The following is a 26,022-nucleotide window of genomic DNA, read 5'->3' as shown; positions in this document are numbered from 1 at the left end:
GCTCTCTCGTCAGTCGCTTCATCAGGAGGCGCTGCTTGTGCAAAGGCGGGCGGGTTCAAGTCAAGCCACTCGTTCTGCTACACAACCAGAAGCTGCGGAACGACTTCGGACTTTCCGGCCAATTCTGCCATGGACTGCCGAGCCATTTGCAACGCGAGCACCGACTCTGCGCCCAGATTCAGGTTCACGCCCTGCGATGTCAGGCCATCATAGCAGTAGCCTTCATCCTCGCTGATAAGCGGCAGTCCCAGATCATTCTGCCCTTCGAACCAATTGAAAGCGACATTGGCAGCGTCGATCCATATCTGATCCGGATGGGCGCGATAGGCGGTGACGCAGGCTTCGATTGTTGCGGTCGCTTCGAGGGGCTGCTGGTCAAAGATCGCAGTCGCATCCAATGGCTTGCCAAAACTCTCCGTCGCGACGGGCCTGAAGAATCCATTTGGGCCGGTTTGCCGCCTCAGCAGCCAGCGTAATGTCTCGATACCCGAACTGACGGCTTCCGCGTCACCGAGAAGATGCCCCGCTTCGATCATTGCCTGCGGCAAGCGGGCATTGTCATAGGACAGCACGCTCTCGAACCAGGGCAGGTCCGCTTGCCGGGCGTGAGCGAGACGCTGCTGCAGACGATCGAGACCGCTGCGCAACAGCTCGCCAGCAAAGGGATGATTGGGCTCAGCCTTGAGCGCCCCCACAAGTCCTAGCATGGCAAAGGCAATGGCCCGTGGCGATGACAATGTGGAGGCAAGTGGCACTGCCATGTTGAACAGGCCAGTCGCCCAACGCCGAATGGCGTCGCGCGGCGCGGTGCGCATGACTTCACCCAATGCCCAGAGCGTGCGCCCGTTCGAATCTTCCGAGCCGCTTTCCTCCAACCATCGACGGTCGTAGCCCATGAAATTGCGGAAACGCTGCGCATCCCCATTCCAGCCATGCTCAACGAACGCAGCATAAATGATTGCCAGCCGAGCGCGTTCGGCGGGATCTCCCGCCCTTGTCGCACAGACGAGCTTGAGAGCGCGGGCGTTATCGTCGATGCAGTAGCCATGACGCCGGTCTGGCACACCATGGATGCTGTGCTGGATGATGCCGACCGCGTCGGTCATAGCGGCGATACCGCTCAGTTGGACGCGGGCAGGATCGCAGGTGCGGCGATCCGGCAATGAGACGGGACGCCCGGATATTGCATCGGAAAAGACGTCCATCACCGCCCTCGCATTTTGTTGCCAAATAGTCGATCGCGACGCGCGCCATACCTTGAGCGCCTGCGCCGCTAGACGCGCAGAATCATCGAGCAGTTCCAGCAGCGCTGCCGTAATCGCCGCTGAATCCGCAAAAGGCACAAGCGTGCCAACGCCACCTGCAAGCGCTTCTTCTGCATGGACATAGGGCGTCGACACGACAGGGCGCCCGAGCGCGAGAGCATAAGACAAGGTGCCCGACGTCACCTGCTCCCGGGCAAGATAAGGGGTGAGATAGATGTCGCTGGCCTGCAGGAAGTCCAGCAGCGCGTCATCTTCCAGAAACCGATCGACGAAGGTCACATGACCCTCGACCCCGAGGCGGCGGGCGAGGTCGATCAGGCTCTCACGATAGGCTTCGCCCTGCTCACGCACGAGAGCGGGATGAGTGGCCCCCACGATGAGATAAGTCAGATCCGGATGACGGGCGACAACGCCAGGCAGAGCGCAAATAGCGTGCTCAATCCCTTTTCCGGGCGAAAGCAGGCCGAATGTCATTACAATCGGCCCGGCTCCAAGGCCGAGGCGCTGCTTAAGCAGCAGCGTTTCGACGAGCGGACGGTCCGGCGCACCGTGAGGGATGACTTCTATCCGAGCCGGGTCGGCCTCGTACACCGTGCGCAGCAACCGCGCAGCCTCCTGCGCCATGACGACAAGTTGGTCCGCCTTGGCGACAAGCGCGTTCATCACCCGGCGTTGATCCGGCGACGGATCGGGCAGCACGGTGTGGAGAGTAATGACCACCGGAATATCGAGGTGTCGCAAAAGAGCGAGAAGATGCTCTCCGGCCGGCCCGCCGAAGATTCCGAACTCATGATGAATCCACAAGAGTTGCGCGCCGGACCGGGAAATGGCCGCTGCGGCCCGCACATAAGCGGACACATCATCAGCCGCGATGGTCATGGCGACATCCGGGCCGTAACTGACCTCATGCCCATCATCCATCGCATAATGATCGACAGTGAGACGGGGATATTCTCCGCGGAGCGCGGCGACGCTATGGCTGGTATAAGTTGCGAGGCCACATCGGCGAGGAAGCGCATTACCCAATACGGCAATGTGAGAAAGAGACGCTTCGATGGGCCGATGGAACATCGCTTTCCTTTCTTACGGCGCCGCACAATGCGGGCGACAGCAATATTCATTAACATCCATTCAGGCTGGAAAGTTCCAACCCGTTATGCGGATGTTTCCAAGGAAATAGGCGGCTTATCGACAGGTCTTAGACCGCGACTTTCAGACTCCCGCGAGAGCGCCTCCTGTTGCAGATGCGAAACGAATACCACTGCCAGCGATTAAAGCGCGATCAGTCGCCGCTCACTTCGCCATCCTCGTCTTTCAACTTCGCCGCAACGCGTCGCGAGCGCGCTGACTGGATGACGTCCTCGATCTCATAAAGCAGCCGCCGCCCCTCGTCGGTTTTGCCGTTGTTGTCTTGCGGATTTTCGGCGAAAAGCGCCCTGGCTCGCGCTGCGAGATCAGTAAGCACGGCGTAGCGTTCCTCGCCCAGCTTCTTGCGGACTTTACCGAAGCCTTCGGTCAAAATACGGAACTCGCTTTCCACATTCCGCTCAGGACAAGTGCCATTTTTATCAAATGTAGGCGCCCAGAGAATCATCGATCCAAGGAGATCGTAAATCTCGCTCAATGATGCCGGAATATAGGGCTCGCGGTTATAATCGTTGCTGATGAACGAATGAGTCATCACTTCGTCTCCGGCCGGCTGATGATATAGGTACTGTTCGATCCAAGTTGTGTTGGTCGAATTATGATAACATGACTTGGCCTGAAGTCGGCTGCAAAGAAGCCTCGGATCTGGTGCGTTCTCAGCGTTTTTTGAGACAATGTCACATCATAGGCGATATTGCCGACACGGGCATCAGGCCGGCGGAAAGTGAGTTCCGAACTATTGTTCTCGCGTCTGTTCACCCGCACTGGTCCTTTGCCTGCGGAATCGATGCCATATCGGTTGTAACGCCTCCGCAATTCCATCCGAACCTCGCGATCTAGAAAATTGCCGAGAGCCTCAGCGTCTGAAAGACGTATGTTCAGCTTGCCTTGGCGTAGGAGCTTGACGCCTTGCTCATAAGCAGCGTCAGTACTCTCCTGTATAAAGCGCAATGTTTCGACCTGTAAGGGTCGTATCTCTCCCTTTATCCGCGCCGATGTTATGGCGCGAACGAAGCGAAGTTCGTTCACCTGATTGATCTGCCCTTGTGGCGTCTCGGGAATCCCGAAGCTGCCGAATCGATAGGCAGGGTTGAGCGCGGTAATCTCGTCGATAAGCCGACCGGTCCAGTCGCTCGTTAGCTCCGAAGTCAACGCACGCGAAGGCCCGGTTATGTCCAGGAAGCTGTCGGCGAGAGCGATAATGGCGCCAGACGGCTTACCTTGCAGACCTGGAAAAACCTGCTCCAGCGTCATTGGATCCTGGAAAGCGCGGATATTACTGCCGCGTGAGGCCCGTGGCGGACGCGGGAACGAAATGGAGGGACTGCACGTCTCTGTTGTCAGGGCGATAAACGGCATCCGTTGGCACCGCGCTTTGGCTGTCCGTGGAGAGATTCTGTGAATTTCGACTACCCTGCACCGGCATGGGAAGGACGGGGAAGGCGACCTATATTTCGCATGCCATGCGACACGATCACCCTGCTAAGCGATCGAAGGCCGCCAGGTGCAAAGGTGAACTGCCCGTTTCGCGGGTCATGATAGGGATTGAATTTGAGTTCGACTTCATCCCGGGTCTGCAAAGGAAGCGCGCGGCCCGTTCGCAGCCAATGGGAAAAGCGCGCCTTCTATCCTGCGATGATATGTCCACTATGCCACCTCATATGTGAAAGTGGCGAGAACATATCAGCAACATTTTCCAACAAGTCAACTACACTTGTCGCGCGGATAGAGTCTCGATCGCCGGATCAGACAGGAAATGGGAAGTGGTGCCGCTTAGGTGACTCGAACACCTGACCCCATCATTACGAATGATGTGCTCTACCGGCTGAGCTAAAGCGGCTCCGGTGCCCAATCGACATTCTCGGTAAGGGCAGGGGCGGCGCTTATCAGCACCTCCGCGCTCATGCAAGCCTGCCGCACGGGCAAATGCCTTCCACGCCGATCTTTACCTCGCCTTTACTACGCGGAGGTGAGGATGGGACACATCCCCATGCCCGGACGGTAAGGACATATGGCTATAAAATTGCGAAGCCAGGCCGACGACAGTCGGGACGATACCTATTTCGAAGCTCCGCCCATCATCCGCTTCGATGAGCGGCGCATGCATGTGCGTGCCTATAATTACTGGACGTCGTTGCTGGGCGACAAGAGCCTGCCCTCCATAGAGGATCTCGACCCGGCCGATATTCGGGATTTCGGCTCCCACTCCGTTCTGCTCGATTTCTCGGCGGGCACGGAGAATCCGGCCATTATTTTCTTGGGCGGGGCGCTTGCCACCCAATGCGATATCGACGGCCCGATAAGCAGAGTCGATCAGGTTCCCCCGCGCACGCTTCTTTCGCGCCTCACTGACCATTATCTGCAGATCGTCGCCAATGCCGCGCCGATCAGCTTCGAAGCGGAGTTCACGAATCAGCGCGACGCGGAGATCCTGTACCGCGGCATCATGATGCCCTTCTCCTCCGACGGCGAGACGATCGATTTCGTCTATGGCGTCATCAGCTGGAAGGAAGTGGCGAGCGACGCGCTCATGGACAGCATCGCGGCTGAAGTGGAAGCGACGCTTACGCACGCGGCGAGCAAAGAGTCGCCTGCCCCGATCTGGGCGGACGGCCCCTCAGCGCTACCACCGGCCAGTACGATCCTCGATCTCACAGGTCTCATGATCGATGAGGATGAAAGCGACGACATCGTAGCGGAACCGGGCGAGGATGAAGCCCTCGTCGATCATCTCGCCGCCGCGCGGGAAGCGGCGTCGATCGCCGTCTCCGCCGAAGGGCGCGGCCGTCAGGCACTCTATCGCGCCGTGGGTCTCGCCCATGCCTTCGCTCTGCTGGCGCGGGCACGCCGCGCGGATTATATCGAGCTTCTGGCCGATGCCGGCCTCGCCGAGAGCGAGCGCCATCCGACCGCGACTCTCGTGCGGCTCGTCTTCGGCGCCGATTATGACAAGACCCGCATGGCCGAGTTTGCCCGCGCGATCGAGCACGCGATTGAGACCCGGGTAGAGCCGGGCCAGCTTGCCACACTGCTTGGCTCGGAACCGGGCGGCCTCAAGGCCTATGTCGCCAAAGCGCGCGCGCTGGCGCGGAACGGCAAGAGCACTGATCGCCCAAGCGCGGTGACCAGAGCACGCCAGCGTCTGGCGGACGTGGCACCCGTACCACTTGACGACCTCTCCTTCGATGAAACTGCGTTGGCCGTGGTCGTGGTCCGGCAAGCGCCGGACGGGTCGCTTCTCGTGCTCGGCGGGCTTTCGCCCGAGGATCGCCTCTCGGAGCGCGTACTGGAAAGCCTCGCCGCCGCGCGCTGACCTCGCGCCGCGTCAGATCGGGCGCCATTGAATTGAAGCGATCCCGTCTTAGGGCTAGAGCTCTTCTATCACAGAGCGCCGGTCAGCGTTCGCGCTGCACTCAATGCCCGGCGCCAGGAGAGACATTCGATGAGCACCCCCATAGCTGAACATTCGGACTTCGCGCAGGAGATCGCGCGCAGCTTCGCCGATCGCATGCATGACATCGATGCGCCGACCATGACGCAGGAGGCAATCGCCGCTGCGGGCGAGTTCATGGCGTCCGCCGCTGTCGTGCGCAATGGCGACGAGAGCGTCGTCGTGATCGAGAGTCTGGGGGACGACGCGCGGATCGACGGCATTCGCCGCCAGCGCCTCGCCATCGTGAATACGGACATGCCGTTCCTGGTGGACAGCATCGCCAACACGCTCAGTCACGCCGGTCTCGTCATCCACGTGCTCGTTCATCCCATTCTGTCGGCGCGTCGCGACGCGGAGGGTCGCCTGATCGCCATGGGCGACGAGGAGGGCGCCCGCCGCGAATCATTCGTCTATATCGAGACCGACCGGCTGGATGCGAAAGGCCGGCAGGCTCTTGCCCGCGAACTGGACCTGACGCTGGCCCATGTGCGCGCCGCCGTCTTGGCGTGGAAGCCGCTTACCGAAGCCATGCTGACCGACACGAACCGTCTGGGCGCCGGGGAAGGGGGCGATCTGCTGCGCTGGTTCCTCAAGGGCAATCTCACGCTGCTGGGCCACGAGACGCGCCTGCGCGACGGGAGCAGCAGCCGTGCCAAGGGGATTGCAACCTTCGCGGGCGAACCGCTCCTGAGCGCGGCGACAATCGCGGCGGCTTTCGACTGGTTCGACGCGGGCAACGCCGCGCCGCTGATCCTCAAGTCCAACACCATGTCGCGCGTGCATCGCCGCGTTCTCATCGATCTCTTCATCGTTCCAGTGAACGAGGACGGCGCAGTCACTGCGCTTTCGATTCATGCCGGCCTGTGGACAAGTGCCGCGCTCTCCGCGTCCCCCGATGACGTGCCGATCCTGCGTGACACGCTCGCCGCGCTGATGGCGCGAAACCATTTCGATCCGGTGGGCCATGCCGGAAAGGCGCTGGTTCACGCACTGACCACGCTTCCGCACGACCTGCTGCTCAGTCTGGATGCAGTCCAGCGCGACAGGCTCGTGCTGGCCGCCATGTCGCTTGCCGACCGCCCCCGGCCGCGCATCGAGCTGGTCACTGGCCCACTCCAGCGTCATCTCTTCACCTTCGTCTGGCTGATGCGCGAGGATGTCTCCACGGCCCGGCGCGAGATCGTGGCGAATCTGATCAGCGCAGCGGCCAATGCGCCGCTGCTGGGCTGGTCCATTGCGTTGGAGGAGAGCGGCCTTGCCCTGCTGCGCTTCACGCATGACCTGCGAGGCGAGGGCCGGTTGCCGAACGTCTCTCAGCTCGACGCCCAGCTCCATTTGATGCTCCGGGGCTGGTCCCCCGCCGTCGAAAGCGCCTTGGCGGAACTAGGCGAAGGCAATCGCGCCGCTGTGCTTGCCCAGCGCTTCGCGCCCGGCTTTCCCATCGCCTACCGCGAAGGCGCGGGCGCCATGGAAGCCGCGCAGGATATATTGGCGCTGCATGGACTCTCCGATGCCGCGACCTGTGGAGTGAGGATTTATCGCAACCCCGAGGACGGTGACACGCGCCTGCGTGCCAAGGTCTACAGCGCGGAACCGCTAGTGCTCTCGCGCGCCGTGCCGGCGCTGGAGAATTTCGGCTTTCGCGCCATCGAGGAGCTGACCACGGCCGTGGGCGAGAACGGTGCGCTCGGACACATTCAGCGCTTCGTCCTCGAACGGCAGGATGGCGGGCCGAGCTCGTCAGTTGAGGAGCGGGGCGATGTGGTAGCCGGCGCCCTCTCCGCCGTGCTGGAAGGCCGCGCCGAGAATGATCGTTTCGCCGAACTCATCGTGACGAACGCGCTCGCGCCGACCGATGTCGTGCTGCTGCGCGCCTTCTTTCGCTACATGCGACAGACGGGAAGCGCCTATGGCCTTTCCACTGTGGTGGACGCGATGCGCCGCAACGCGCCGATCACGAGCCTGCTCGTTTCGCTCTTCCACGCCCTCCACGATCCCGCCGCTGCCGATGCCCGGCGCGCCGCGAAGATCGGCAAGGAGATCGACGATGCGCTGGAGCAAGTCAGCGCCATCGATGATGATCGCATCCTGCGCCTAACCCGCGCGGTGATCGAGGCGACGCTCCGCACCAATGCCTTCACGCCTGCAGCAAACGAGGCGCTGGCCTTCAAGATCGACAGTGCAAAGGTGCCGGGCCTGCCCAAGCCGCTGCCCTGGCGGGAAATCTGGGTCTATAGCCCCCGTGTCGAGGGCGTGCACCTGCGCGCCGGACCCGTTGCGCGCGGCGGCCTGCGCTGGTCCGACCGGCGGGATGATTTCCGCACCGAGATATTAGGCCTCATGAAAGCGCAGCGCGTGAAGAACGCGGTCATTGTGCCGACAGGTGCCAAGGGCGGGTTCTACCCCAAGCATCTGCCCAACCCGGCCACGGACCGCGAGGCTTGGCTTGCCGAGGGCACGGAGAGCTACCGCATTTTCATTCGCGCCCTGCTCTCGCTAACGGACAATATCGTCAAGGGGGCGGTCATCCATCCAGAGGGCGTCGTCATTCGGGACGACGAAGATCCCTATTTCGTCGTCGCGGCGGACAAAGGCACGGCCACATTTTCCGACGTGGCCAATGGCATCGCTCTGGAGCATGGCTTTTGGCTGGGCGACGCCTTCGCTTCCGGCGGCTCGAATGGCTATGATCACAAAGCCATGGGGATCACCGCGCGCGGCGCGTGGATTAGCGTCCAGCGCCATTTCGCGGAAATGGGCGTCGACGTGCAGAAGGACAGCGTCCGGGTCATTGGCGTGGGTGACATGTCCGGCGATGTGTTCGGAAACGGCATGCTGCTTTCCAAGGCAATCAAGCTGGTCGCCGCCTTCGACCATCGCCACATCTTCATCGACCCCGATCCCGATCCGGCGGCGAGCTGGAAGGAACGCCAGCGCCTCTTCAAGCTGCCGCGTTCCAGCTGGGACGACTATGACAAGCGCCTGATCTCAAAAGGCGGCGGCGTATTCCCCCGCTCAGTGAAGTCCATTCCCCTTTCGGCGGAAATGAAGGCGCTGATCGGCACGCAGGAAAGCGCGATGGAGCCGACGGTGCTCCTCTCCGCACTGCTCCGCGCGGAAGCGGACCTGCTCTGGTTCGGCGGCATCGGCACTTATGTTAAGGCAGCCAGCCAGAACAATGCCGAGGTAGGCGATGCCGCGAATGACCGGCTGCGCGTCGATGCCGAGGATCTGCGCATCAAGGTGATCGGCGAAGGCGCCAATCTGGGCGTTACGCAAGGAGGCCGCATTGCCTTCGCGCTGGGCGGCGGACGCATCAACACCGACTTCATCGACAATTCGGCGGGCGTCGATTGCTCGGACAATGAGGTCAACATCAAGATCCCGCTCAACAAGGAAATGACGGAAGGTCGGCTTGCCGAAGCGGATCGCAACGCGTTGCTCGCGCGGATGACGAGCGATGTCGCCGAGATCGTGCTGGAGGACAACCGACTCCAGGCGCTTGGCCTTTCCATTGCGGAATCGGGTGGCACTGCTGACCTCGCATCCTATGTGCGCCTCATCGAGACGCTGGAAGCGGCCAGGTATCTCGACCGCCGGGTGGAAGGTCTCACAAGCGATCAGGAGCTTCTGCGCCGCGCGGGGGATGGCCAGGGGCTGACCCGGCCGGAACTCGCCGTGCTGCTTTCGACCGCGAAACTCGCTATCCAGCAATCGATCGAGGACAGTGCGCTCGCGGATGACGAGCTGGCCGCGGTCGATCTTCCTCTCGCCTTTCCGCCGGAAATGCGCGCCACACACGCTCAGGCGATCGCCGACCATCAGCTGCGTGGCCCGATCATCGCGACCAAGCTCGCCAACCGGATCGTGAACAGGCTCGGCGTCATCATGCCCTTCACCATTGCCGAGGAGGAAGGCTGCTCGCTTGCCGAAGTGGCCGGCCGGTTCCTGATCGCGGAGCGGCTGTTCGACGTGCGCTCGCTGTGGGACGAAATCGACCACGCGAAGATGCCGGAAGCTGCACGGCTTGCCCTTTACAGGCATGTTGCCGATGCGATGGCCGCGCAGATTGGCGACATCCAGCGCTCGCTTCCGCTGGAAACCAGCCCGAGCGCAGGCGTGACGGGACTGAACGGCCGGATCGCGGACATCGCCCGCCAGGTCGACAGTCTCCTTCAGCCCGAGCCAGCGCGGCGTGTCGCGGGAATCGCCGCTGAGCTCGCGGCGCTCGGCACGCCCAAAGCGCTGGCCAGCAAGGCGCTTCTGTTGGTGAAGATGGACGGCAGTGTCGGCCTCGCACAACTTGCCGGAGAGACCGGCGCGGACGTGATCGGCATGACTCACGCCTTCACGCGCGTGGGGGCGGATCTGGGCATTGACTGGGTCCAGTCCACGGCAGCACGCATGAACCCGAGCGATCCGTGGGAACGGCTGCTCGTCTCGGAAAGTGCCCGTGACCTGCAACAGATGCGGCTCGCGTTCCTCTCACGCGCAGGAAGCGACCCTGCCGGCGCATTCGTGGACGCATGGCTCGCGGCGAATGCCGACCGCGTGAGCCAGTTCCGCCGACAGGTGTCCCGCGCGCAGACCAGTCCGGCCCCCAGCGCAGCAATGATCGGCCAGTTGAGTGGGCAGGCGCGCACCCTGCTCGGTCATTGATCGGAGAAATCAGCGGAGACTATTTCTTTCGCGGATAAAGCAGCCAGGGCTTGATCGGACTGGTCGGCCCTGGCTTCCCGTCGAGCCGCACTGCTCGCGTTATGGTGATGGGTTTCAGGAGCATTTGCCCTCGCATTGGCCCCTGACCGCCACCCGAGGGCTGCGCGAGGATGCGCTTGACCACGTCCATGCCGCCAACAACGCGTCCAAAAGCCGCATAGCCGCGATAATCACCGTTCGCGTCCAGCATCGGCGCGGGGCCGACCGTCAGGGAGAAATTGCCCGTCGCCGAGTTGGGATCGACCTTGCGCGCCATGGAGATCGTGCCATCGAGATGGCGAATGCCGGTCTTGTCGGTCGGCTCAAGGACGATGGGGGGCACCAACATCCGGCGGGCATCCGTATCGATCCCGCCCTGAATGAAACCGCGTTTGGGATCTGCCTTGGCGCGGGCGGCACGGTAGAAAGTCGTGCCATCCAGCCGACCATCATCGACGTAAGCGAGGAAGTTCGCGCTGGTCTTGGGCGCCCTGCGCGTATCGAGCGCGACAGTGATGGAGCCCATGCTGGTCTCCAGCCGAACCCGGACGACGGGCGGCTCTGCGGCGTTCGCGAGGGAGACGGGGAACAGGCAGGCAAGGACGAGGGCAACAAGAATATGCATGATCGAACGATTAAGGCCTGACGAGGAGGGGACGGTAGAGGCTAGCGGGCAGTCCCAATACGCTCAAGCGTGCCTTAAAGCTCCTCGCTCCAGCCAGGCTGGAAACCGGGATCCGCAAAGCCGGTCAGGCGCCGGGCCGCGCGCCGGGCAAGGCGCTGGACCTCCGCCTTGCGCCGCGCGGGAGCCAAGGGTTCGCTCGGTGCAGGGCGGACGATCTCAGCGTCATACTGATCGGCAACGATGAGGCCGGTCCGTGTTGGCCAGAGCGCTTCGGCTTCAAACGGTGCGAGGTCGAAGCCGGCAGGAACGGCCCAGAAATAGCGATCACAATAGTCGAAATAGTCGGGCCACTTGCCGTCACCCAGCAAATCCGCCCGGCTACACTTGATCTCGACCGCGACGATGAAGCCGCGCGTGTCGATCGCCATGATATCGAGCCGCCGCCCATTAGGCAGCGGGACTTCAGGGATGCCGAACATGTCGTGACGGGCAAAAAGGCGCAAAACGCCGCGGGTTACCGCGAGCGCTGTGCCATCCGGACAGTCGCCGGAAGAAGAAGAAGCCGGAAGGCTTGCCATAACCCGTTTCCTCTATGCGGCGTGAAACACTTCGCTCGGGCCGTAGCCCAATGCGAATTGCGTTCACACCGCATAGAACATTATGAGAACAATTGAAAGATCGCCAAGATCACTCAGCGATAGAAGATGTGATTGTCGATCTGAGTCAGCCGCTGACGGCCCCAGCCCGGCGAAACGCGGCTCGCATGAAAGAAAAGCGCGCCCTCCGCCTGGCTCTTCCATTCGTTATCGACAGCGATCTGCGCGATCGCGCGGGCATTGCGCCACTGAGCGTCGTTCTTGTCCGCATCGGGCAGGCGACCGCCACGCACGAAACTGAACTGTCCGGCTTGAGTAACGACACCGCACAAGCTGCGGGGGAACCGGCCGGATGCGGCGCGGTTGACGATCACGCGAGCTACGGCGAGCTGGCCGGCCAGACTCTCGCTGCGCGCTTCGTAATAAATCGCGGTCGCCAGGCAGTTCTGGTCCGCATCGAATGTCTCACCCTCATCCTGCTCTGCGACAAGAGCTGCGAGGGAGGCGGGGAGGGTGGTGCTGATTGCTTCGTCCGCGCCGTTAACCGGAGCGATGGAACTTGCCGGGGCGCTCGCGCTTTGTGGCTGGGACAGCGCATCATCGGAAAGCGTGACAGCATAATCAGGCTGGATAGTGACTGGCGCCTCATAGGCACCCGGCTGGGCATTCGCGGTAAGCGACCCAATACCCGCTACGGCAAACCCAGCGGAAACAAGTCCAAACGTCGCCAGACTGGCGACCTTTTTAGTCAAGAACATTTAAACTCAAGCAAGTGCGGTGAGTCGACCTGAACGACGCCAGAAGAGCCGGTATTCCGGTCCCTAAGAAGCGTCGCGTCGCTCCCCGTCTGCGTGTTTGCCCAAAATGACCCTGATGGTCGAAGCAGGCTACCTGCGCACAAAACTGTCACGCCAACTAGCGGAGCTCAGGCGCGAGTCAAGCCGAAGCGATCGTTTCAGCGGCGAACCGTTCCCCATTCGCGATATCAAGCTCCACGAGCCAAAAGTCAGGATCGGAGCGTCGCCTTCTCGAAATATATTCAATAATTTCAGATTGTTGTCTGCTTTCATCTGGACCGCAACGAACGAGCGATACTGTCCCGTCAAGGGACGTCATACGCTCGAAAAGCCCGATAAATGCCCCTCTTTCCATGAGTTGCAGGAGCAGCGTTCCAGCGATCGGGTCGCCCTTGTGGAGAACCATGAGGCTGCCCCCCGCCGCATCCGCCCGGCGCAGAAGAACGCCCACAAGCATCTCCGTTGTCAGTCGCGGCGTCACGAACGGTCGGGGCTTGAGACATAGCCAGGCAGGCTGGCGAGCGGGATAGCCGAGCGCATGAACGTGCCTGTGCCCCGACCCACTTCATGACCCGCCCCGTCCAGCAATCTCGCTTCGGCTACATAGACACGCCGCCCGCCGCTGAGCCAGCGGCCAAAGGCCGTTATGGGACCGACCGAAAGCGGACGGGTGAAAAGAAGATTGAAGGCAGTGGTGAGAAGGAAGCGATCGGTGACGAGACTGTTGGCGGCGTAAAACGCAGCGTCATCGAGCATCTTGAAATAAGTGGTGCCATGCGCGGCCCCAGCGGCGTGGAAGAAGCGCTCTTCCACATCGAACTCGATCTCCGCTTCCCCCGCTCGCGGCACCGAAAGTCGGGAAGGGAACAGGCGATTAATGGGAGCCGAAGCATAAAGCCGTTCAAGCGCCCGGAAATGCGCGGCTTCTCCCACCGCGCCACTCTCCTGGGCCTGACCGTCCTCAGGCAGCGTCACGCGTCTCCCCACCGACAAGCAAGGCGAACAACGCAGCGTCCGAGGACGTGCCACGCATCCGTGCGAGCTGCGCCTCGTTGCGGAGAAAGCGGGAAACGCGGGCAAGGGTCTTGAGGTGCTCAGCGCCGGAATCGACCGGAGAAAGCAGCATGAAGACGATATCGACAGGCGCATCGTCAACGGAGTCGAACATGATCGGTTCGTCGAGATGGACCACTGCGCCCCGCACCCGCTCGATGCCATTAAGCTTGGCATGGGGAATGGCGATGCCACCACCGAAACCGGTGGAGCCGAGGCGTTCGCGCTCGGTCAGCCGTTCGACGACTTCGCCAGCGTCGAACCCGTAGGCGGTGTTGGCAAGAGCGCCCAGCTTCTGAAACAACTGTTTCTTGTTCGCTACCGTTACGCTGCCTACTACCGCGTCCGGCACGAGCAAGTCATCGAAATGATCCATGTAGGTCTCGTGTCGCGAGACAGCATATGTCTCTCGTCGGCGAAATGCCCGGTCCGCATAAGCTGTCTGGGAAAATATTGCCGTGCCAATAGGCGCAAAGCGGCGGCTGGTCAACTGCGCAACCGTGCCGCCGCCTTGCGGAAACTCGTCTCCAGATCGTTTAGCGCGGGGGCTCGACCCAGCCGATCGTGCCGTCATTCCGGCGATAGACCATGTTGAACGTGGAGGTGCCGCTGTTGAGGAAAAGCAGCGCGTTGGTGTTGCGAAGGTCCAGCATCATGACCGCGTCGGAGACGCTCGCCTGCGGAATATCGATCCTCATTTCCGCCACCACAACCGGAGCGCTGTCCGGCGCGACCTCCTCGTCGTCGTCCAGCCCAGCGAAGACGGTGTAGGCCGCGTCGTCATAGCCACCAAAATCGCCGGACCCGTTCACGCCATCGACAGTGAGGCGGCTGATCTCTGCGGCAGCAGCCTGCTCGTGCCGATCCTTCAACCGCCGCATGTAGCGACGCAGCTGCTTCTCGATCTTGTCCGCCGCGCGGTCGAACGCCTGATGCGCGTCCTGCGCCTCGCCGGCACCCTTGAGGATGAGGCCGGCCATGACGTGCGCGACGATGTCGCAGCGAAAGGCGCCGTGAGGGGCTGGGCCGAACGTGACGCCAGCGCCAATCGCGCGTGAGAAGTATTTCTCGGCTAAGCCTTGAAGGCGCGCGTCCACATGGCTCTTGAGCGCGTCGCCAGTCTCGATCTGGTGGCCTGAAACGCGAATTTCCATGGTTGCTTCTCCTTCTTGCTGAGTAGACCCCTGTTAAAATGGTCCACTACGGAACAACGCCCTCAGGCGTTGATGGGCGCATCGCGCCAGAGCGGCGCGTCGAGTCCGTTGATGAATGCGGCGTGCCGCTCCAGTTCCTCGGGGGAAGCGGCAAATGTTCGTACAGGACGCACGGGCGTGCGCACCTCGACCGATACCTCGGCGACCACCACCTCGATCGTCTCCGCCGCGAAACCGAGGCCGATCTGCCGGCCGCCGGTCATTTCGATATAGACCTGAGCGAGCAGCTCCGCGTCGAGCAACGCCCCATGCTTCACGCGATGGCTGCGATCTATTCCGTAGCGTATGCAAAGCGCATCGAGACTGTGTTTCGCCCCCGGATGCAGCGTGCGCGCCATCGAGACGGTGTCGATCATTCGGGCGAGATCGATTTCATCGCGGCTGCACAGGCGCAGTTCGGCGTTGAGGAAGCCGAAATCGAACCGCGCATTGTGCGCGACCAGCATCGCGTCCCCCAGAAACTCGAGCAGGGCATCAACGCTGCTTGAAAATAGTGGCTGGCCGGCCAGAAACCTGTCCCCCAATCCGTGCACGGCTTCGGCCGCAGCAGGCATCGGTCGCTGCGGGTTGAAATAAGCATGATAGGTCGCGCCAGTGGGGATGCGGTTGATGAGTTCTACGCACCCGATCTCCACCATCCTGTCGCCTGTGAGCGGATCGAGCCCTGTGGTCTCGGTATCGAAAATGATTTCGCGCATCACGTCCCTGGTCAGAGTCGTCGGAATGACATTATCCGCGCTTGTGAGCCGCAAGGCAAGCAACGAGACGTGAAATTTGGGCGCGTACTGCCCATTTCGGGGGCGCCGTTTCTATGACGACGTCAGCGCGCCGGCGCTTCTCGTCATCCGGCATCTGGCTTCGACGAATGGCCCGGAACTTCGCTTCCGTCATGCCCCTGCGCGCCAGCACCCGGCGACGCTGGACGAACGCGGGCGCGGAGACGACCAACACGAGGTCGACCATATCTTCTCCCCCGGTTTCGAAGAGAAGAGGAATGTCCAGCACCACCAGCGGGCGGCTCCTGTTTCTGCGCAGGAACCGGACACGCGCGGCACGGACGAGCGGATGAATAATCCCTTCCAGCGCGGCCATTTCTTGCGCATTGCCGATGACCTGCGCACCCAGAGCCGCGCGATCGACGCCATTCGGACCAGTGGTGCCTGGAAAGCGCGCCTCAATGGGCACCACCGCAGCGCCCCCCGGCGCCTGCAGCGCATGAACGCAAGCGTCGGCATCAAAGACAGGGACGCCGAGCGAGCGAAACATCGCAGCGACGGTAGACTTGCCCATGCCGATCGAGCCAGTGAGGCCAATGCGGATCATGCGGCGCGCAAGCGAGCGCGCAATTCCTCGTCCATTTCGCGGGGAGCCTGCGCATCGAAGAAGATATCGAAGGCCAGCGCTGCCTGCCCGATCAGCATCTCCATGCCATCGAGCGCCTCGAGCCCGCGCTCGCGCGCGGCGGCGACGAGCGGCGTCTCCTGAGCGGCATAGACAATGTCATAGACAAGGGCGTTCCGGGAGAGCGGGCTGAGGTCCGGCAGGTAAGGCGGTTGACCGGCCATGCCCAGCGAACTTGCATTGATGAGAAGGGCCGTGTCGTGGAGGGGCTCCGAAAAATCGATTACGCGCCCGGAGAAGCTCAGCCGCTCGAGCAGTGCCTGCCCCTTCGCAGCATCGCGCGCGACGATCGTGAGGTCCGTGACCCCGACGGACCGCAAAGCGAAGCCCACAGCCAGAGCCGCACCGCCAGAGCCGACCATCACGGCGTTCTTGCCGGACCATTTCCGGGCCAACAGCGGCTGAAGGAAACCTCCGGCATCCGTATTGGTGCCAATGAGCGGCCCACCGGTCTCGCAAGCAACGGTGTTGATCGCCCCGATCCGTTCGCGCACGCCGCCCGGATCATCGACATAGTCGAGCGCCGCGATCTTGTGCGGAATGGTGATGTTGCAGCCCAGCCAGTCGGGATCGGCCCGACGCTTGAGAAAATAACCGGCCAGCTCGCCCGCCTTCACGTGGGTCTTGCGGTATTCCGCTTCGATACCGAGCGTTTCCAGCCAGAAATTGTGGATGACGGGCGACTTGCTGTGACTGATGGGATCGCCGATGACTTCGGCATAGGGTAGGCTGCTCATGCCATAAGAATAGAGCGCGTGCGCAGATAGTCGAGCAGTTGCAGCAGTGGCAGACCCTGCACGGCAAAATGGCTGCCATTCACCCGCGCGAAGAGCTGTGCGCCCGGCCCCTCGATGCGGTAGCATCCAACGCACCAGCGGCACTCATTCCAGTCCAGATCGAGATAGTGCGCAATGAAGGCAGAAGAGAGAGGCCGCATCTGCAGACTCACCGTCTCGATATGGCGCCAGATCGGCGCACCGCCCTGTGCGATGACGGCAGCGGAGTGCAACTTATGCGTCGTCCCGGATAGACGCGCCAGAAGCTCGGCGGCTTGTTCGCGCGTTTCCACCTTGTCGATGCGGCTGCCATCCGCCGCTTCCAGCGTCTGATCACACCCAAGGACCAGCGCCTCACCCGAGCGCATGGAGGGACGGATCGCCTTCAGCTCCGCCAGCGCATCGGCCATGGACCTCACCCCCAGGCCGTCCGCCTCGAGCGCAGCCTTCGCGGCGTCTTCGTCCACTCCGGCACGAACCACCTCGAACGGAACTGCTGCAGCCTCCAGCAGGCGGCGCCGACTTTCGCTCTGCGAGGCAAGAAGAAGCGGGCTCATGCCATATCTCGCATGTCATCCGACGAAGACCGGTTCAGCCAGTCGCCATGGAGGTTGATGATCGCAGCAGCAGTTTCTTCAATGGATCGCCGCGTCACATCAATGACTGGCCAGCCATTATCAGCGAACAGGCGGCGGGCGTGCGCCACTTCGCTCTGCACCTTGTCGGTATCCACATAGCTCGTCTCGGGCGATTGATTGAGCGAGAGCAGACGATTGCGCCGCACCTGGATCAGTCGCTCAGTACTGGTCGTAAGCCCGACCACCATTGGCCGTGTCAGGTGAAAAAGCCGGTCAGGCGGCGGCGATTCCGGCACGAGGGGAATATTCGCGGTCTTGTAGCCCCGATTGGCGAGATAGATGCTTGTGGGCGTCTTGGACGTGCGGGAGACACCAGCCAGCACGATGTCCGCTTCCTCCCAGTTTTCCCAGTTCAGTCCATCGTCATGCGCAATGGTGAACTGAATCGCGTCGATACGCGCAAAATAGGCATCGTCGAGGATGTGCTTACGGCCCGGCCGGTTGCGCATCTCCTGCCCCAATATGCTCGACATGGCATCGGTCACTGTATCCAGCGGTGCGACATGGGGGATACCCAGCGCCCGGCAACTATCCTCCAGCTTCTGTCGCAGGGAGGTGTTGGCGAGCGTGAAAAGAACGAGACCTGGATTACGCGCGATCTCAGACAGGATGCGATCGAGATGCACATCGGAGCGCACCATCGGCCAGAAATGACGGATACTGTCGATATTCTCGAACTGGGCAATGCCCGCTTTCGCGATGTTTTCGAGCGTCTCGCCGGTCGAATCCGAGAGGAGGTGAAGGTGGAACTGACCCATGGGCACAAGCTTGTGGATAATGCCGGGACAATTCAAGGGACGAATCAGTGGGCGGTTTTTCCGGTCGGATTTGACCCCGATCCGCATCTGTTCATCCACAGCCTCCTCAACAGCCTGACAGATTGTGCACAGGCTATGAATCCTGTGGACGGCGCACGGGACTCGCAGGCCTTGTGATCCTTCTTCGAGGTCAAGCTGTTGGCAAATTCGGGAGAGAGGCCTAATCCCCGGCTTTCGCCCGCCAACAGACTCCAACAATCTTCTTAGATTCAATTCTTCTTATTAGGATTGTCCCACCGCGTGACTGCTCAACTCTCCAAACCCGATCGTCCCTTGCTCGCCACACTCAAAGGCGAGCGCCAGGCGGTTCCGCCGCTATGGCTCATGCGTCAGGCGGGTCGCTACCTGCCGGAATATCGGGCGCTGCGGGCCGAAAAGGGCGGTTTTCTGGAGCTGTGCTACGATAGCGCCTGCGCGGCGGAAGTGACGCTGCAGCCGATCCGGCGTTTCAGTTTTGACGGTGCGATCCTCTTTTCCGACATTCTCGTCGTTCCGCATGCACTGGGTCAGCATCTCTGGTTCGAGACGGGAGAGGGACCGCGCCTCGCGCCTCAGCTGAGTCAGACAGGGCTGGACACGCTGGAGTCTCGTCCGGAGCGCTTGGCTCCGGTCATCGAGACAGTTCGTCAGGTGAAGGCTGCCTTGGCGCCAGAGACAACGTTCCTGGGTTTTGCGGGTTCACCTTGGACAGTCGCGACCTATATGGTGGCCGGCGCCGGGAGCAAGGATCAGGGCGCGGCGCGGAGACTGGCCTATGCCGATCCGGTGCGGTTTCAGGCGATCATCGACGCGATCATCGCTGTCACTGTCGATTATCTCAGCGCGCAGATCGATGCCGGCGTCGATGCAGTGCAATTGTTCGACAGCTGGGCCGGGTCGCTCAGCCCGTCCCAGTTCGAGCGCTGGGTGATCGCACCGAACGCGGCAATCGTCGCGGCGCTGCGCGCCCGCCATCCCGAAACCCCGATCATTGGCTTCCCGAAAGGCGCGGGTGCCAAGCTGGTCGATTATGCGGGCGGAGTGGGCGCGGACGCTATTGGTCTGGATGAGACGGTCGACCCGGTCTGGGCCAATGCGGCACTGCCGGCCGGTCTTCCCGTGCAGGGAAATCTCGATCCGCTGGCGCTGATCGCCGGTGGGGCTACTCTGGATGCGGCCATTGACCGCATCCTTGCGGCGTTCCCGGAACGTGCCCATATCTTCAATCTCGGGCATGGTATCCTGCCCGACACGCCGATTGACCATGTCCAGCGGCTGGTCGATAGGGTTCGGGGTAGCTGATCAGGCAGTTGTACGGAGCGTGACGTGGGTATCGGCATAGGCTTTCTGGGTAACGCTTATCCGTGGGTGCTGGCCGCGCACGTGATCTTCGTCATTTTCCTGATGGCGAGCCTGTTCATGATGCCGCGTCTGTTCGTCTATCATCACCAGACCGCACTCGGGTCCGCCGAAGACAAGGCGTGGATCGAGCGCGAAGACAGGCTCCGGCGGATCATCATGAATCCCTCGATCGTTCTCGTCTGGCTTTTCGGCCTGATGCTGGCGGTGAATGTTGGCGCCTTTTACGAAGGATGGTTTCACGCCAAGCTGGCTCTGGTGTTACTGCTTTCGGGCTATCATGGCTGGTGCGTGGGCTATGCGAAGAAGCTGGCGCGCGGCGATCGCCCAATGACCGAACGCCGGCTGCGTATGCTGAACGAGGTGCCCGCCATTCTGGTGACGCTCATCGTCATTCTGGTGATTGTCCGCCCGTTCTGACTGCCTTTCGTTAAGGCGGGCTGGACGCAGGCGCCTTGACTTGATTCCATGTCGCGCGTAACGCTCGCGCTAATCCTATAGGCACTTGCCCGCGGCCGTCCGGCCATCTGAAACTTGCGGCGACCTTCCGGATATTCCTCAGTTCTTCACTGTCTTTTCCAGGTTCACGGAACACCAAGCCGATGCATTTCAAGGATCTCAAGCGCAAGGCGCCTGCCGAACTCGTCTCCATGGCCGAAGAGCTCGGCGTCGAGGGCGCATCCACGCTGCGCAAGCAGGATCTCATGTTCGCGATCCTCAAGATGGAAGCGGAGAATGGCAAGGAAATCGTCGGTGAAGGGACGATCGAGGTTCTTCCGGACGGATTCGGTTTTCTGCGCAGTCCCGAAGCCAATTATCTGGCGGGACCGGACGATATTTATATTTCGCCCAATCAGGTCCGCAAATTTGGCCTTCGGACCGGCGATACGGTGGAAGGCGAAATCCGCTCTCCCAAGGATGGCGAGCGCTATTTTGCGCTGACCCGCCTCATCTCGGTGAATTTCGACGATCCGGACGCAGTGCGTCATCGGGTGAATTTCGACAATCTGACGCCGCTCTATCCTAACGAGAAGCTGCGCCTCGATACGCTCGACCCCACGGTCAAGGACAAGTCCGCCCGCGTCATCGACATCATCTCGCCTCAGGGCAAGGGCCAACGCGCGCTGATCGTCGCGCCGCCGCGCACTGGTAAGACGGTGCTGCTCCAGAACATTGCCAAGGCGATCACGGACAATCACCCCGAAGTGTTTCTGCTCGTGCTGCTCGTCGATGAACGGCCGGAGGAAGTGACCGACATGCAGCGCAGCGTGAAGGGCGAGGTCATCAGTTCGACGTTCGACGAGCCTGCGACGCGCCACGTTCAGGTTGCCGAGATGGTGATCGAGAAGGCGAAGCGCCTGGTGGAGCACAAGAAGGACGTCGTGATCCTGCTCGACAGCATTACGCGTCTGGGCCGCGCCTACAACACCGTGGTGCCCAGCTCCGGCAAGGTGCTGACTGGCGGTGTCGACGCCAATGCCCTGCAGCGCCCCAAGCGCTTCTTCGGTGCGGCACGCAATATCGAGGAAGGCGGCTCGCTCTCGATCATTGCGACGGCGCTCATTGATACCGGCAGCCGTATGGACGAAGTGATCTTCGAAGAGTTCAAGGGCACGGGCAACAGCGAAATCGTGCTCGACCGCAAGGTGGCCGATAAGCGCATCTTCCCGGCGCTCGACGTCGGCAAGTCCGGCACTCGCAAGGAAGAACTGCTGGTCGAGAAGGACAAGCTCTCCAAGATGTGGGTCCTGCGTCGTATCCTCATGCAGATGGGCACGATTGACGCGATGGAATTCCTGCTCGACAAGATGAAGGACTCGAAGACCAACGAGGATTTCTTTGCGACGATGAACCAGTAGTCGTCATCCAGCGTTGAGGGGCGCGTGATCGATCTTTTGATGATGGCCGCTGCGGCGGCAGCAGGTGGCATAGGCTCTCCCAGCGAGATCTGGGGGCATATCGTCGCGGATTTTTCCAACATCGGCTCGCCGCAAGCCCTCGCTGCCTTCGGGCAGGTGTTGATGATCGATCTCGTGCTGGCGGGCGACAACGCGATTGTCGTCGGCGCGCTAGCGGCGGGTTTGCCCGTAGCTCAGCGCAAAAAAGTCATTCTGATCGGCATCATTGCAGCTCTTGTGCTGCGCATTGCCTTCGCGCTCGTAGTGAGCCAGCTGCTCCAGATCGTGGGGCTCATTCTCGCTGGCGGACTGCTTCTGCTGTGGGTCGCATGGAAGATGTGGCGCGAGATCATGCCGGGCGTGCAATCGCCCGGTTCTCCCGAGATCGAAGGTGACGAGACCAGCGGTCTGCGGCCTGCCAAGAGCTTTGCAAGCGCGGCCTGGGCGGTCGCTGTTGCGGACGTCTCCATGAGCCTCGACAACGTGCTGGCGGTGGCCGGTGCCGCGCGCGAGCATCCCGGCATTCTCATCGTCGGTCTTATCCTGTCCGTGGTCCTGATGGGGCTCGCAGCCAATATCATCGCCCATTATATCGAGAAGCACCGCTGGATTGCCTATCTCGGTCTGGCGGCGATCCTGTGGGTTGCGGTCAGCATGATCTACGACGGCTTCACCGACAGTCGTGTCGGGGTGCTTAACCTCTTATAGCATTCAGGCTGTTACAGGCGCATGATCGCGAAAGTCGCGTGATTGCGCGGGAGCGAAGCACAGGGAAGCGCCATGCAGTTCAATGTCAAAGTCGAATGCACACCGGAAGAAGCGCGCGCGTTTCTTGGTCTTCCCGATCTCTCGCCGATCCATGCTCGCTATATTCAGGCTGTGCTCGACACGATGGACGGGCAGGCAAGCCTTGAGCAGATGCAGAAGATGTTCTCCCAGCTTTCGCCCTTGGGTGACGCCAGCCTGAAGCTCTTTTCGAGCATGATGGACATGTCCCTCGGCTCACTTTCGCCCGGCTCTACAAAGAAGAGTGACTGAGTCCGCGCTGTTGCGTGAATGCGATCATGAGTGACGGCACTACGATTTTCGCGCTTTCCAGCGGGACGCTTCCTGCTGCGATCGCAGTCATCCGGGTGAGCGGCGGCGGCGTGCCGATGGTGGCGGAACGCATGGTGGGCGGTTTGCCCGCGCCGCGCCATGCGGCTCTCCGCCGGATATGCGACCCCGAGACGGGTGAGCAACTGGACGAAGGCCTGATTCTTTTCTTTCCCGCTGGCGCGAGCGTGACCGGGGAAGCCCTGCTGGAACTGCAGTGCCATGGCTCTCGCGCTGTGGTTTCGGCCATCGAGGGTGCATTATCTACGCTGCCCAACGTTCGCCCTGCGGTCGCCGGAGAATTTACCCGGCGCGCCTTTGAGCATGGGCGAATGGACCTTTCGCGCATAGAGGGACTGGGCGACCTGCTGGCAGCGGAAACGGTGGCTCAACGCCGAGCGGCGTTTCACATGATGGAAGGCAAATTTGCTGATCGCATAGGGGAGTGGCGAAAGCGCCTGTTGCAGACAGCGGCCAATCTCGAAGCGAGGATCGACTTTGCCGACGAAGAAGATGTTGTTCATAATAGTAGACAGGATGATCTGGTTGACTTGCTCACGTCGCTGGATTTGGATCTGGCGAGACCTGCCGGTGAAAGTCTGCGCAAGGGTTTCCGAGTCGTCATTGCCGGCCCGCCGAATGCCGGAAAATCTAGTCTTTTCAATTCGTTAGTTGGACGGGAAGCCGCGATCGTTACCGATATTGCGGGGACGACGCGGGATCTTGTCGAGGCGCCGATGACTTGGGACGGCTATCCCTTCCTTCTTATCGATTCCGCTGGCCTCAGGGATGACGAATCTGTCGATGTTGTGGAGGCGATCGGCATTGGCCGGGCCGCGCAAGCAATCGATCACGCGGATATCATTCTATGGCTGGGCGATCCCACTACTCGCCCGGATCGCGCAGGAGTAGTCCAGGTCGCCGGTAAGGCCGATCTGGGGGCATCAGCGGAAGGCATAGCGGTGTCCAGCGTCACAGGCGCAGGCCTTGATTTGCTTGTCAGTGAGATTGTCGAGCGCGCACGGATGCTTGCGCCCGCGTCAACGGAATACGCTCTGTCCCAGCGCCAACATGATATATTGACGCGTGTAAGAGAAGCGGTCGCGGAGTCGATTGGACAGGACGACGACGTACTCCGTGCGGAACTCGTTCGTTCCGCATTGTTCGCCCTCACGGAATTGACTGGTGAGAACGCGACGGAAGCCATGTTCGATACGCTCTTCTCTGGTTTCTGCATCGGCAAGTAAGTCACAGCGTTCCACGTGGAACAGCGTCTTTGACCGCTCGCGAGTGATCGGATAGGGGCGGTGCCATGACGCAGTTCGATGTCATTGTCGTAGGCGGCGGACATGCCGGCACAGAGGCAGCGGCCGCGGCCGCCCGCAGAGGCGCGCGCGTTGCCCTGGTCACCTTGAATCCCGCACGTATCGGGGAGATGTCCTGCAACCCGGCCATCGGCGGGTTGGGCAAGGGCCATCTCGTTCGCGAGATCGATGCTCTCGATGGAATAATGGCTCGGGCAGCCGACGCCGCTGCGATCCATCGTCGGATGTTGAACGGAAGCAAAGGGGCTGCTGTTCGTGGGCCTCGCGTGCAGGCTGATCGCGATCTGTATCGAGCTTCTGTGCAGCGGCAACTGCTCGCGTTTGAAACTGTCTCTGTTGTTTCTGGCGAGGTCGCAGCGCTTCACATAGAGGGCGGACGGTGTGTGGGCGTCCATCTCGCTGATAGTGGTGTTCTTCTCGCGCCCTCCGTCATACTCACAACCGGCACCTTCCTCGAGGGTCGGCTTTTTCGCGGTAGTGAAAGGCTGGTCGGCGGCCGCATAGGGGAGGGCGCGTCGCATCAGCTCGCGGCCCAATTGCGGGTGTTGTCTCTCCCGATGGGACGGCTCAAGACCGGCACGCCTCCGCGCCTTGACGGTAGGACAATCGACTGGGGACGTCTCTCCGTCCAGCGATCCGACCGAGAAGACTGGACAATGTCGTTCCTACCGGCCGGCGAACGACCGCGAGCGGAGGTCGCCTGCGCGATTACCCGGACGAACTCGGCTACCCATGAACTGATCCGAAACGGGCTTTGCGAATCCCCGCTTTATTCGGGTCATATAGAAGGGCATGGGCCGCGCTATTGTCCCTCCATTGAGGACAAGGTCGTCCGCTTCGGCGACAGGGATGGGCACCAGATTTTTCTGGAGCCGGAAGGCCTGTCCACCCACCTCGTTTATCCCAATGGTCTCAGCACATCGCTATCCACCAAGACGCAGACTGCAATGGTCCGGAGCATAGCGGGTCTTGAGCAGGCCGAGATTGTCGTTCCGGGCTATGCGGTCGAATATGACTATATCGATCCGAGAGCTCTAGACGACCGATTGGCTCTTCCTGCGTTGCCCGGTCTCTATCTCGCGGGGCAGATTAACGGCACAACAGGTTATGAAGAGGCTGGCGCCCAAGGGCTGGTCGCAGGCGCAAATGCTGCGGCGTCGGGACTTGATCTTGAACCGCTGCGATTGGATCGGGCGGAGAGCTATATCGCCGTGATGATCGACGATCTCACCTTGCAAGGTGTGACTGAGCCGTACCGCATGCTGACGGCACGGGCAGAATTTCGCCTCCGGCTGCGTGCCGACAATGCTGCCACCCGCCTCACGCCGGAAGGGGTACGTCTTGGTCTGGTGGGTGCAGAGCGGGCGCGGCACTTCGCTGCTCGGGAGGCGGAACGGGCGGCAGTCTCCGCGAAACTGGATCAAAGCGTAACGCCCGCTGTCCTCCATGCGATGGGCGCTGACGACGTGCGTCTGTCCGAACCGCCCAGATCGCTGCGGGAATGGGCACGGTTCCCGGCGGTCCCGCGCGAGGTTATTGATACCCTTCTGGTCGAGGATGATGTTCGCCCTAATGCGGCGGTGATCGACGAGCTGCTGGAGGATGCGATCTATGCGCCTTATCTTGCTCGACAGGAGATGGAGGTGCGAGCGCTTCGGGCGAATGAAGCCATTCCGCTGCCGCCTGACCTCGATTTTCGTGCCGTGGGTGGACTTAGCAACGAGATGATCGAGAGACTCGAAGCGGCGCGGCCGACAAGCCTGGGGGCTGCAGGTCGCATCCGGGGGATCACTCCGGCGGCACTGGCAGCACTGCTCTGCGCGGTTCGCCGCCTTGCGGCGTGATGACGGAAGACGAAGCACAATCATGGCTGGAGGGCAGGGGGTGGCTCAGCGGCTCCCAAGGC

25 protein-coding genes and 1 tRNA gene are annotated in these 26,022 nt (G+C 61.6%); 10 read left to right on the top strand and 16 right to left on the bottom strand.

Annotated elements, in window-relative coordinates:
- Window positions 1-77 precede the first annotated feature (77 nt).
- The 4 genes from ACNAOH_RS08790 to ACNAOH_RS08775 all read right to left on the bottom strand — a co-directional run bounded on the left by ACNAOH_RS08790 (window position 78) and on the right by ACNAOH_RS08775 (window position 4,251).
- Window positions 78-2,336: a glycosyltransferase gene (locus ACNAOH_RS08790; protein WP_443969814.1), complete on the bottom strand. Its 2,259-nt coding sequence runs from the start codon at window positions 2,334-2,336 to the stop codon at window positions 78-80.
- A 211-nt stretch (window positions 2,337-2,547) separates the two neighbouring features.
- On the bottom strand, window positions 2,548-2,946 hold the full coding sequence (locus ACNAOH_RS08785) for a hypothetical protein (RefSeq protein WP_443969813.1): 399 nt from the start codon (window positions 2,944-2,946) through the stop codon (window positions 2,548-2,550).
- Complete coding sequence (locus ACNAOH_RS08780) at window positions 2,946-3,665, bottom strand: hypothetical protein (protein ID WP_443969812.1); 720 nt, start codon at window positions 3,663-3,665, stop codon at window positions 2,946-2,948. Before ACNAOH_RS08780 ends, ACNAOH_RS08785 begins: the two co-directional genes overlap by 1 nt.
- Before the next feature lie 510 nt (window positions 3,666-4,175).
- Window positions 4,176-4,251 (bottom strand) — tRNA-Thr (locus tag ACNAOH_RS08775).
- Window positions 4,252-4,422: 171 nt separating this feature from the next.
- Between ACNAOH_RS08775 and ACNAOH_RS08770 the strand changes: the two genes are divergently transcribed.
- Both ACNAOH_RS08770 and ACNAOH_RS08765 read left to right on the top strand, forming a co-directional pair.
- Window positions 4,423-5,724 carry a PAS domain-containing protein gene (locus ACNAOH_RS08770; RefSeq protein WP_443969811.1) on the top strand — a complete coding sequence of 434 codons (1,302 nt, stop codon included), beginning with the start codon at window positions 4,423-4,425 and terminating at the stop codon, window positions 5,722-5,724.
- A 195-nt stretch (window positions 5,725-5,919) separates the two neighbouring features.
- Window positions 5,920-10,503 carry an NAD-glutamate dehydrogenase domain-containing protein gene (locus ACNAOH_RS08765; protein WP_443972092.1) on the top strand — a complete coding sequence of 1,528 codons (4,584 nt, stop codon included), beginning with the start codon at window positions 5,920-5,922 and terminating at the stop codon, window positions 10,501-10,503.
- A 19-nt stretch (window positions 10,504-10,522) separates the two neighbouring features.
- Here ACNAOH_RS08765 and ACNAOH_RS08760 read toward each other — a convergent pair whose 3' ends face one another.
- From ACNAOH_RS08760 to ACNAOH_RS08705, 12 genes are all read right to left on the bottom strand, one after another.
- A complete protein-coding gene (locus ACNAOH_RS08760; RefSeq protein ID WP_443969810.1) occupies window positions 10,523-11,167 on the bottom strand; it encodes a peptidylprolyl isomerase in 645 nt (214 codons plus the stop codon).
- A gap of 74 nt (window positions 11,168-11,241) precedes the next feature.
- On the bottom strand, window positions 11,242-11,745 hold the full coding sequence (locus ACNAOH_RS08755) for an MmcB family DNA repair protein (protein WP_443969809.1): 504 nt from the start codon (window positions 11,743-11,745) through the stop codon (window positions 11,242-11,244).
- A 113-nt stretch (window positions 11,746-11,858) separates the two neighbouring features.
- Entirely contained in the window at window positions 11,859-12,521 is a 663-nt protein-coding gene (locus ACNAOH_RS08750; protein WP_443969808.1) for a cell wall hydrolase, read from the bottom strand.
- Between the two features lie 178 nt (window positions 12,522-12,699).
- Complete coding sequence (locus tag ACNAOH_RS08745; protein WP_443972091.1) at window positions 12,700-13,017, bottom strand: DUF1491 family protein; 318 nt, start codon at window positions 13,015-13,017, stop codon at window positions 12,700-12,702.
- Between the two features lie 20 nt (window positions 13,018-13,037).
- Window positions 13,038-13,535, bottom strand: a complete 498-nt coding sequence (locus tag ACNAOH_RS08740; protein WP_443969807.1) for a PaaI family thioesterase — start codon at window positions 13,533-13,535, stop codon at window positions 13,038-13,040.
- Complete coding sequence (locus tag ACNAOH_RS08735; protein WP_443969806.1) at window positions 13,522-13,989, bottom strand: PTS sugar transporter subunit IIA; 468 nt, start codon at window positions 13,987-13,989, stop codon at window positions 13,522-13,524. The genes ACNAOH_RS08740 and ACNAOH_RS08735 overlap by 14 nt, the downstream gene beginning before the upstream one ends.
- 160 nt (window positions 13,990-14,149) lie before the next feature.
- A complete protein-coding gene (hpf, locus tag ACNAOH_RS08730) occupies window positions 14,150-14,767 on the bottom strand; it encodes a ribosome hibernation-promoting factor, HPF/YfiA family (protein WP_443969805.1) in 618 nt (205 codons plus the stop codon).
- Window positions 14,768-14,829: 62 nt separating this feature from the next.
- Window positions 14,830-15,525, bottom strand: coding sequence for a DNA polymerase III subunit epsilon (dnaQ, locus tag ACNAOH_RS08725; RefSeq protein ID WP_443969804.1), 696 nt, complete (start codon window positions 15,523-15,525; stop codon window positions 14,830-14,832).
- A 31-nt stretch (window positions 15,526-15,556) separates the two neighbouring features.
- Complete coding sequence (gene coaE, locus ACNAOH_RS08720) at window positions 15,557-16,150, bottom strand: dephospho-CoA kinase (protein ID WP_443969803.1); 594 nt, start codon at window positions 16,148-16,150, stop codon at window positions 15,557-15,559.
- A complete protein-coding gene (locus tag ACNAOH_RS08715) occupies window positions 16,147-16,965 on the bottom strand; it encodes a shikimate dehydrogenase family protein (protein WP_443969802.1) in 819 nt (272 codons plus the stop codon). The genes coaE and ACNAOH_RS08715 overlap by 4 nt, the downstream gene beginning before the upstream one ends.
- A complete protein-coding gene (locus ACNAOH_RS08710) occupies window positions 16,962-17,561 on the bottom strand; it encodes a Maf family protein (RefSeq protein WP_443969801.1) in 600 nt (199 codons plus the stop codon). Before ACNAOH_RS08710 ends, ACNAOH_RS08715 begins: the two co-directional genes overlap by 4 nt.
- Window positions 17,558-18,400, bottom strand: a complete 843-nt coding sequence (locus ACNAOH_RS08705; protein ID WP_443969800.1) for a pyruvate, water dikinase regulatory protein — start codon at window positions 18,398-18,400, stop codon at window positions 17,558-17,560. The genes ACNAOH_RS08710 and ACNAOH_RS08705 overlap by 4 nt, the downstream gene beginning before the upstream one ends.
- Here ACNAOH_RS08705 and ACNAOH_RS08700 point away from each other — a divergent pair.
- The 8 genes from ACNAOH_RS08700 to mnmG all read left to right on the top strand — a co-directional run bounded on the left by ACNAOH_RS08700 (window position 18,386) and on the right by mnmG (window position 25,960).
- Window positions 18,386-18,577, top strand: a complete 192-nt coding sequence (locus ACNAOH_RS08700) for a hypothetical protein (RefSeq protein ID WP_443969799.1) — start codon at window positions 18,386-18,388, stop codon at window positions 18,575-18,577. The two genes, ACNAOH_RS08705 and ACNAOH_RS08700, sit on opposite strands and share 15 nt — an antisense overlap.
- 123 nt (window positions 18,578-18,700) lie before the next feature.
- Entirely contained in the window at window positions 18,701-19,741 is a 1,041-nt protein-coding gene (gene hemE / locus ACNAOH_RS08695; protein WP_443969798.1) for a uroporphyrinogen decarboxylase, read from the top strand.
- 36 nt (window positions 19,742-19,777) lie between these two features.
- Window positions 19,778-20,218 carry a CopD family protein gene (locus ACNAOH_RS08690; protein ID WP_443972090.1) on the top strand — a complete coding sequence of 147 codons (441 nt, stop codon included), beginning with the start codon at window positions 19,778-19,780 and terminating at the stop codon, window positions 20,216-20,218.
- Between the two features lie 182 nt (window positions 20,219-20,400).
- The gene (gene rho / locus ACNAOH_RS08685; protein WP_443969797.1) at window positions 20,401-21,657 is read left to right on the top strand and encodes a transcription termination factor Rho; all 1,257 of its coding nucleotides are present in this window, start codon (window positions 20,401-20,403) and stop codon (window positions 21,655-21,657) included.
- A gap of 24 nt (window positions 21,658-21,681) precedes the next feature.
- On the top strand, window positions 21,682-22,404 hold the full coding sequence (locus ACNAOH_RS08680) for a YjbE family putative metal transport protein (RefSeq protein ID WP_443969796.1): 723 nt from the start codon (window positions 21,682-21,684) through the stop codon (window positions 22,402-22,404).
- Window positions 22,405-22,476: 72 nt separating this feature from the next.
- Entirely contained in the window at window positions 22,477-22,734 is a 258-nt protein-coding gene (locus ACNAOH_RS08675; RefSeq protein ID WP_443969795.1) for a DUF6489 family protein, read from the top strand.
- Between the two features lie 26 nt (window positions 22,735-22,760).
- Window positions 22,761-24,038 (top strand): tRNA uridine-5-carboxymethylaminomethyl(34) synthesis GTPase MnmE, encoded by a 1,278-nt coding sequence (gene mnmE / locus ACNAOH_RS08670; RefSeq protein ID WP_443969794.1) that lies wholly within the window; start codon window positions 22,761-22,763, stop codon window positions 24,036-24,038.
- Window positions 24,039-24,103: 65 nt separating this feature from the next.
- Window positions 24,104-25,960, top strand: coding sequence for a tRNA uridine-5-carboxymethylaminomethyl(34) synthesis enzyme MnmG (gene mnmG / locus ACNAOH_RS08665; protein ID WP_443969793.1), 1,857 nt, complete (start codon window positions 24,104-24,106; stop codon window positions 25,958-25,960).
- Window positions 25,961-26,022: the final 62 nt, after the last annotated feature.

The sequence above is a fragment of the Sphingobium sp. CR28 genome (assembly GCF_052327305.1).
Taxonomy (GTDB): Bacteria; Pseudomonadota; Alphaproteobacteria; order Sphingomonadales; family Sphingomonadaceae; genus Sphingobium.
Note: the sequence above shows the minus strand (reverse complement) of the source record. Positions and strands in the feature narration are given on the sequence as shown.

Excerpts from the sequence above, each read along its gene's own strand:
- ACNAOH_RS08765 (WP_443972092.1), top strand. The coding sequence starts at position 5,920 with ATGCATGACATCGATGCGCCGACCATGACGCAGGAGGCAATCGCCGCT.
- coaE (WP_443969803.1), bottom strand. The coding sequence starts at position 16,150 with ATGATCCGCATTGGCCTCACTGGCTCGATCGGCATGGGCAAGTCTACC.
- ACNAOH_RS08745 (WP_443972091.1), bottom strand. The coding sequence starts at position 13,017 with ATGCTTGTGGGCGTTCTTCTGCGCCGGGCGGATGCGGCGGGGGGCAGC.
- dnaQ (WP_443969804.1), bottom strand. The coding sequence starts at position 15,525 with ATGCGCGAAATCATTTTCGATACCGAGACCACAGGGCTCGATCCGCTC.
- ACNAOH_RS08675 (WP_443969795.1), top strand. The coding sequence starts at position 22,477 with ATGCAGTTCAATGTCAAAGTCGAATGCACACCGGAAGAAGCGCGCGCG.
- ACNAOH_RS08770 (WP_443969811.1), top strand. The coding sequence starts at position 4,423 with ATGGCTATAAAATTGCGAAGCCAGGCCGACGACAGTCGGGACGATACC.
- ACNAOH_RS08790 (WP_443969814.1), bottom strand. The coding sequence starts at position 2,336 with ATGTTCCATCGGCCCATCGAAGCGTCTCTTTCTCACATTGCCGTATTG.
- ACNAOH_RS08785 (WP_443969813.1), bottom strand. The coding sequence starts at position 2,946 with ATGACTCATTCGTTCATCAGCAACGATTATAACCGCGAGCCCTATATT.
- mnmE (WP_443969794.1), top strand. The coding sequence starts at position 22,761 with ATGAGTGACGGCACTACGATTTTCGCGCTTTCCAGCGGGACGCTTCCT.
- ACNAOH_RS08780 (WP_443969812.1), bottom strand. The coding sequence starts at position 3,665 with ATGACGCTGGAGCAGGTTTTTCCAGGTCTGCAAGGTAAGCCGTCTGGC.
- ACNAOH_RS08760 (WP_443969810.1), bottom strand. The coding sequence starts at position 11,167 with ATGCATATTCTTGTTGCCCTCGTCCTTGCCTGCCTGTTCCCCGTCTCC.
- ACNAOH_RS08705 (WP_443969800.1), bottom strand. The coding sequence starts at position 18,400 with ATGGGTCAGTTCCACCTTCACCTCCTCTCGGATTCGACCGGCGAGACG.
- ACNAOH_RS08735 (WP_443969806.1), bottom strand. The coding sequence starts at position 13,989 with ATGGATCATTTCGATGACTTGCTCGTGCCGGACGCGGTAGTAGGCAGC.
- ACNAOH_RS08750 (WP_443969808.1), bottom strand. The coding sequence starts at position 12,521 with ATGTTCTTGACTAAAAAGGTCGCCAGTCTGGCGACGTTTGGACTTGTT.
- ACNAOH_RS08710 (WP_443969801.1), bottom strand. The coding sequence starts at position 17,561 with ATGAGCCCGCTTCTTCTTGCCTCGCAGAGCGAAAGTCGGCGCCGCCTG.
- ACNAOH_RS08715 (WP_443969802.1), bottom strand. The coding sequence starts at position 16,965 with ATGAGCAGCCTACCCTATGCCGAAGTCATCGGCGATCCCATCAGTCAC.
- hpf (WP_443969805.1), bottom strand. The coding sequence starts at position 14,767 with ATGGAAATTCGCGTTTCAGGCCACCAGATCGAGACTGGCGACGCGCTC.
- ACNAOH_RS08755 (WP_443969809.1), bottom strand. The coding sequence starts at position 11,745 with ATGGCAAGCCTTCCGGCTTCTTCTTCTTCCGGCGACTGTCCGGATGGC.
- rho (WP_443969797.1), top strand. The coding sequence starts at position 20,401 with ATGCATTTCAAGGATCTCAAGCGCAAGGCGCCTGCCGAACTCGTCTCC.
- mnmG (WP_443969793.1), top strand. The coding sequence starts at position 24,104 with ATGACGCAGTTCGATGTCATTGTCGTAGGCGGCGGACATGCCGGCACA.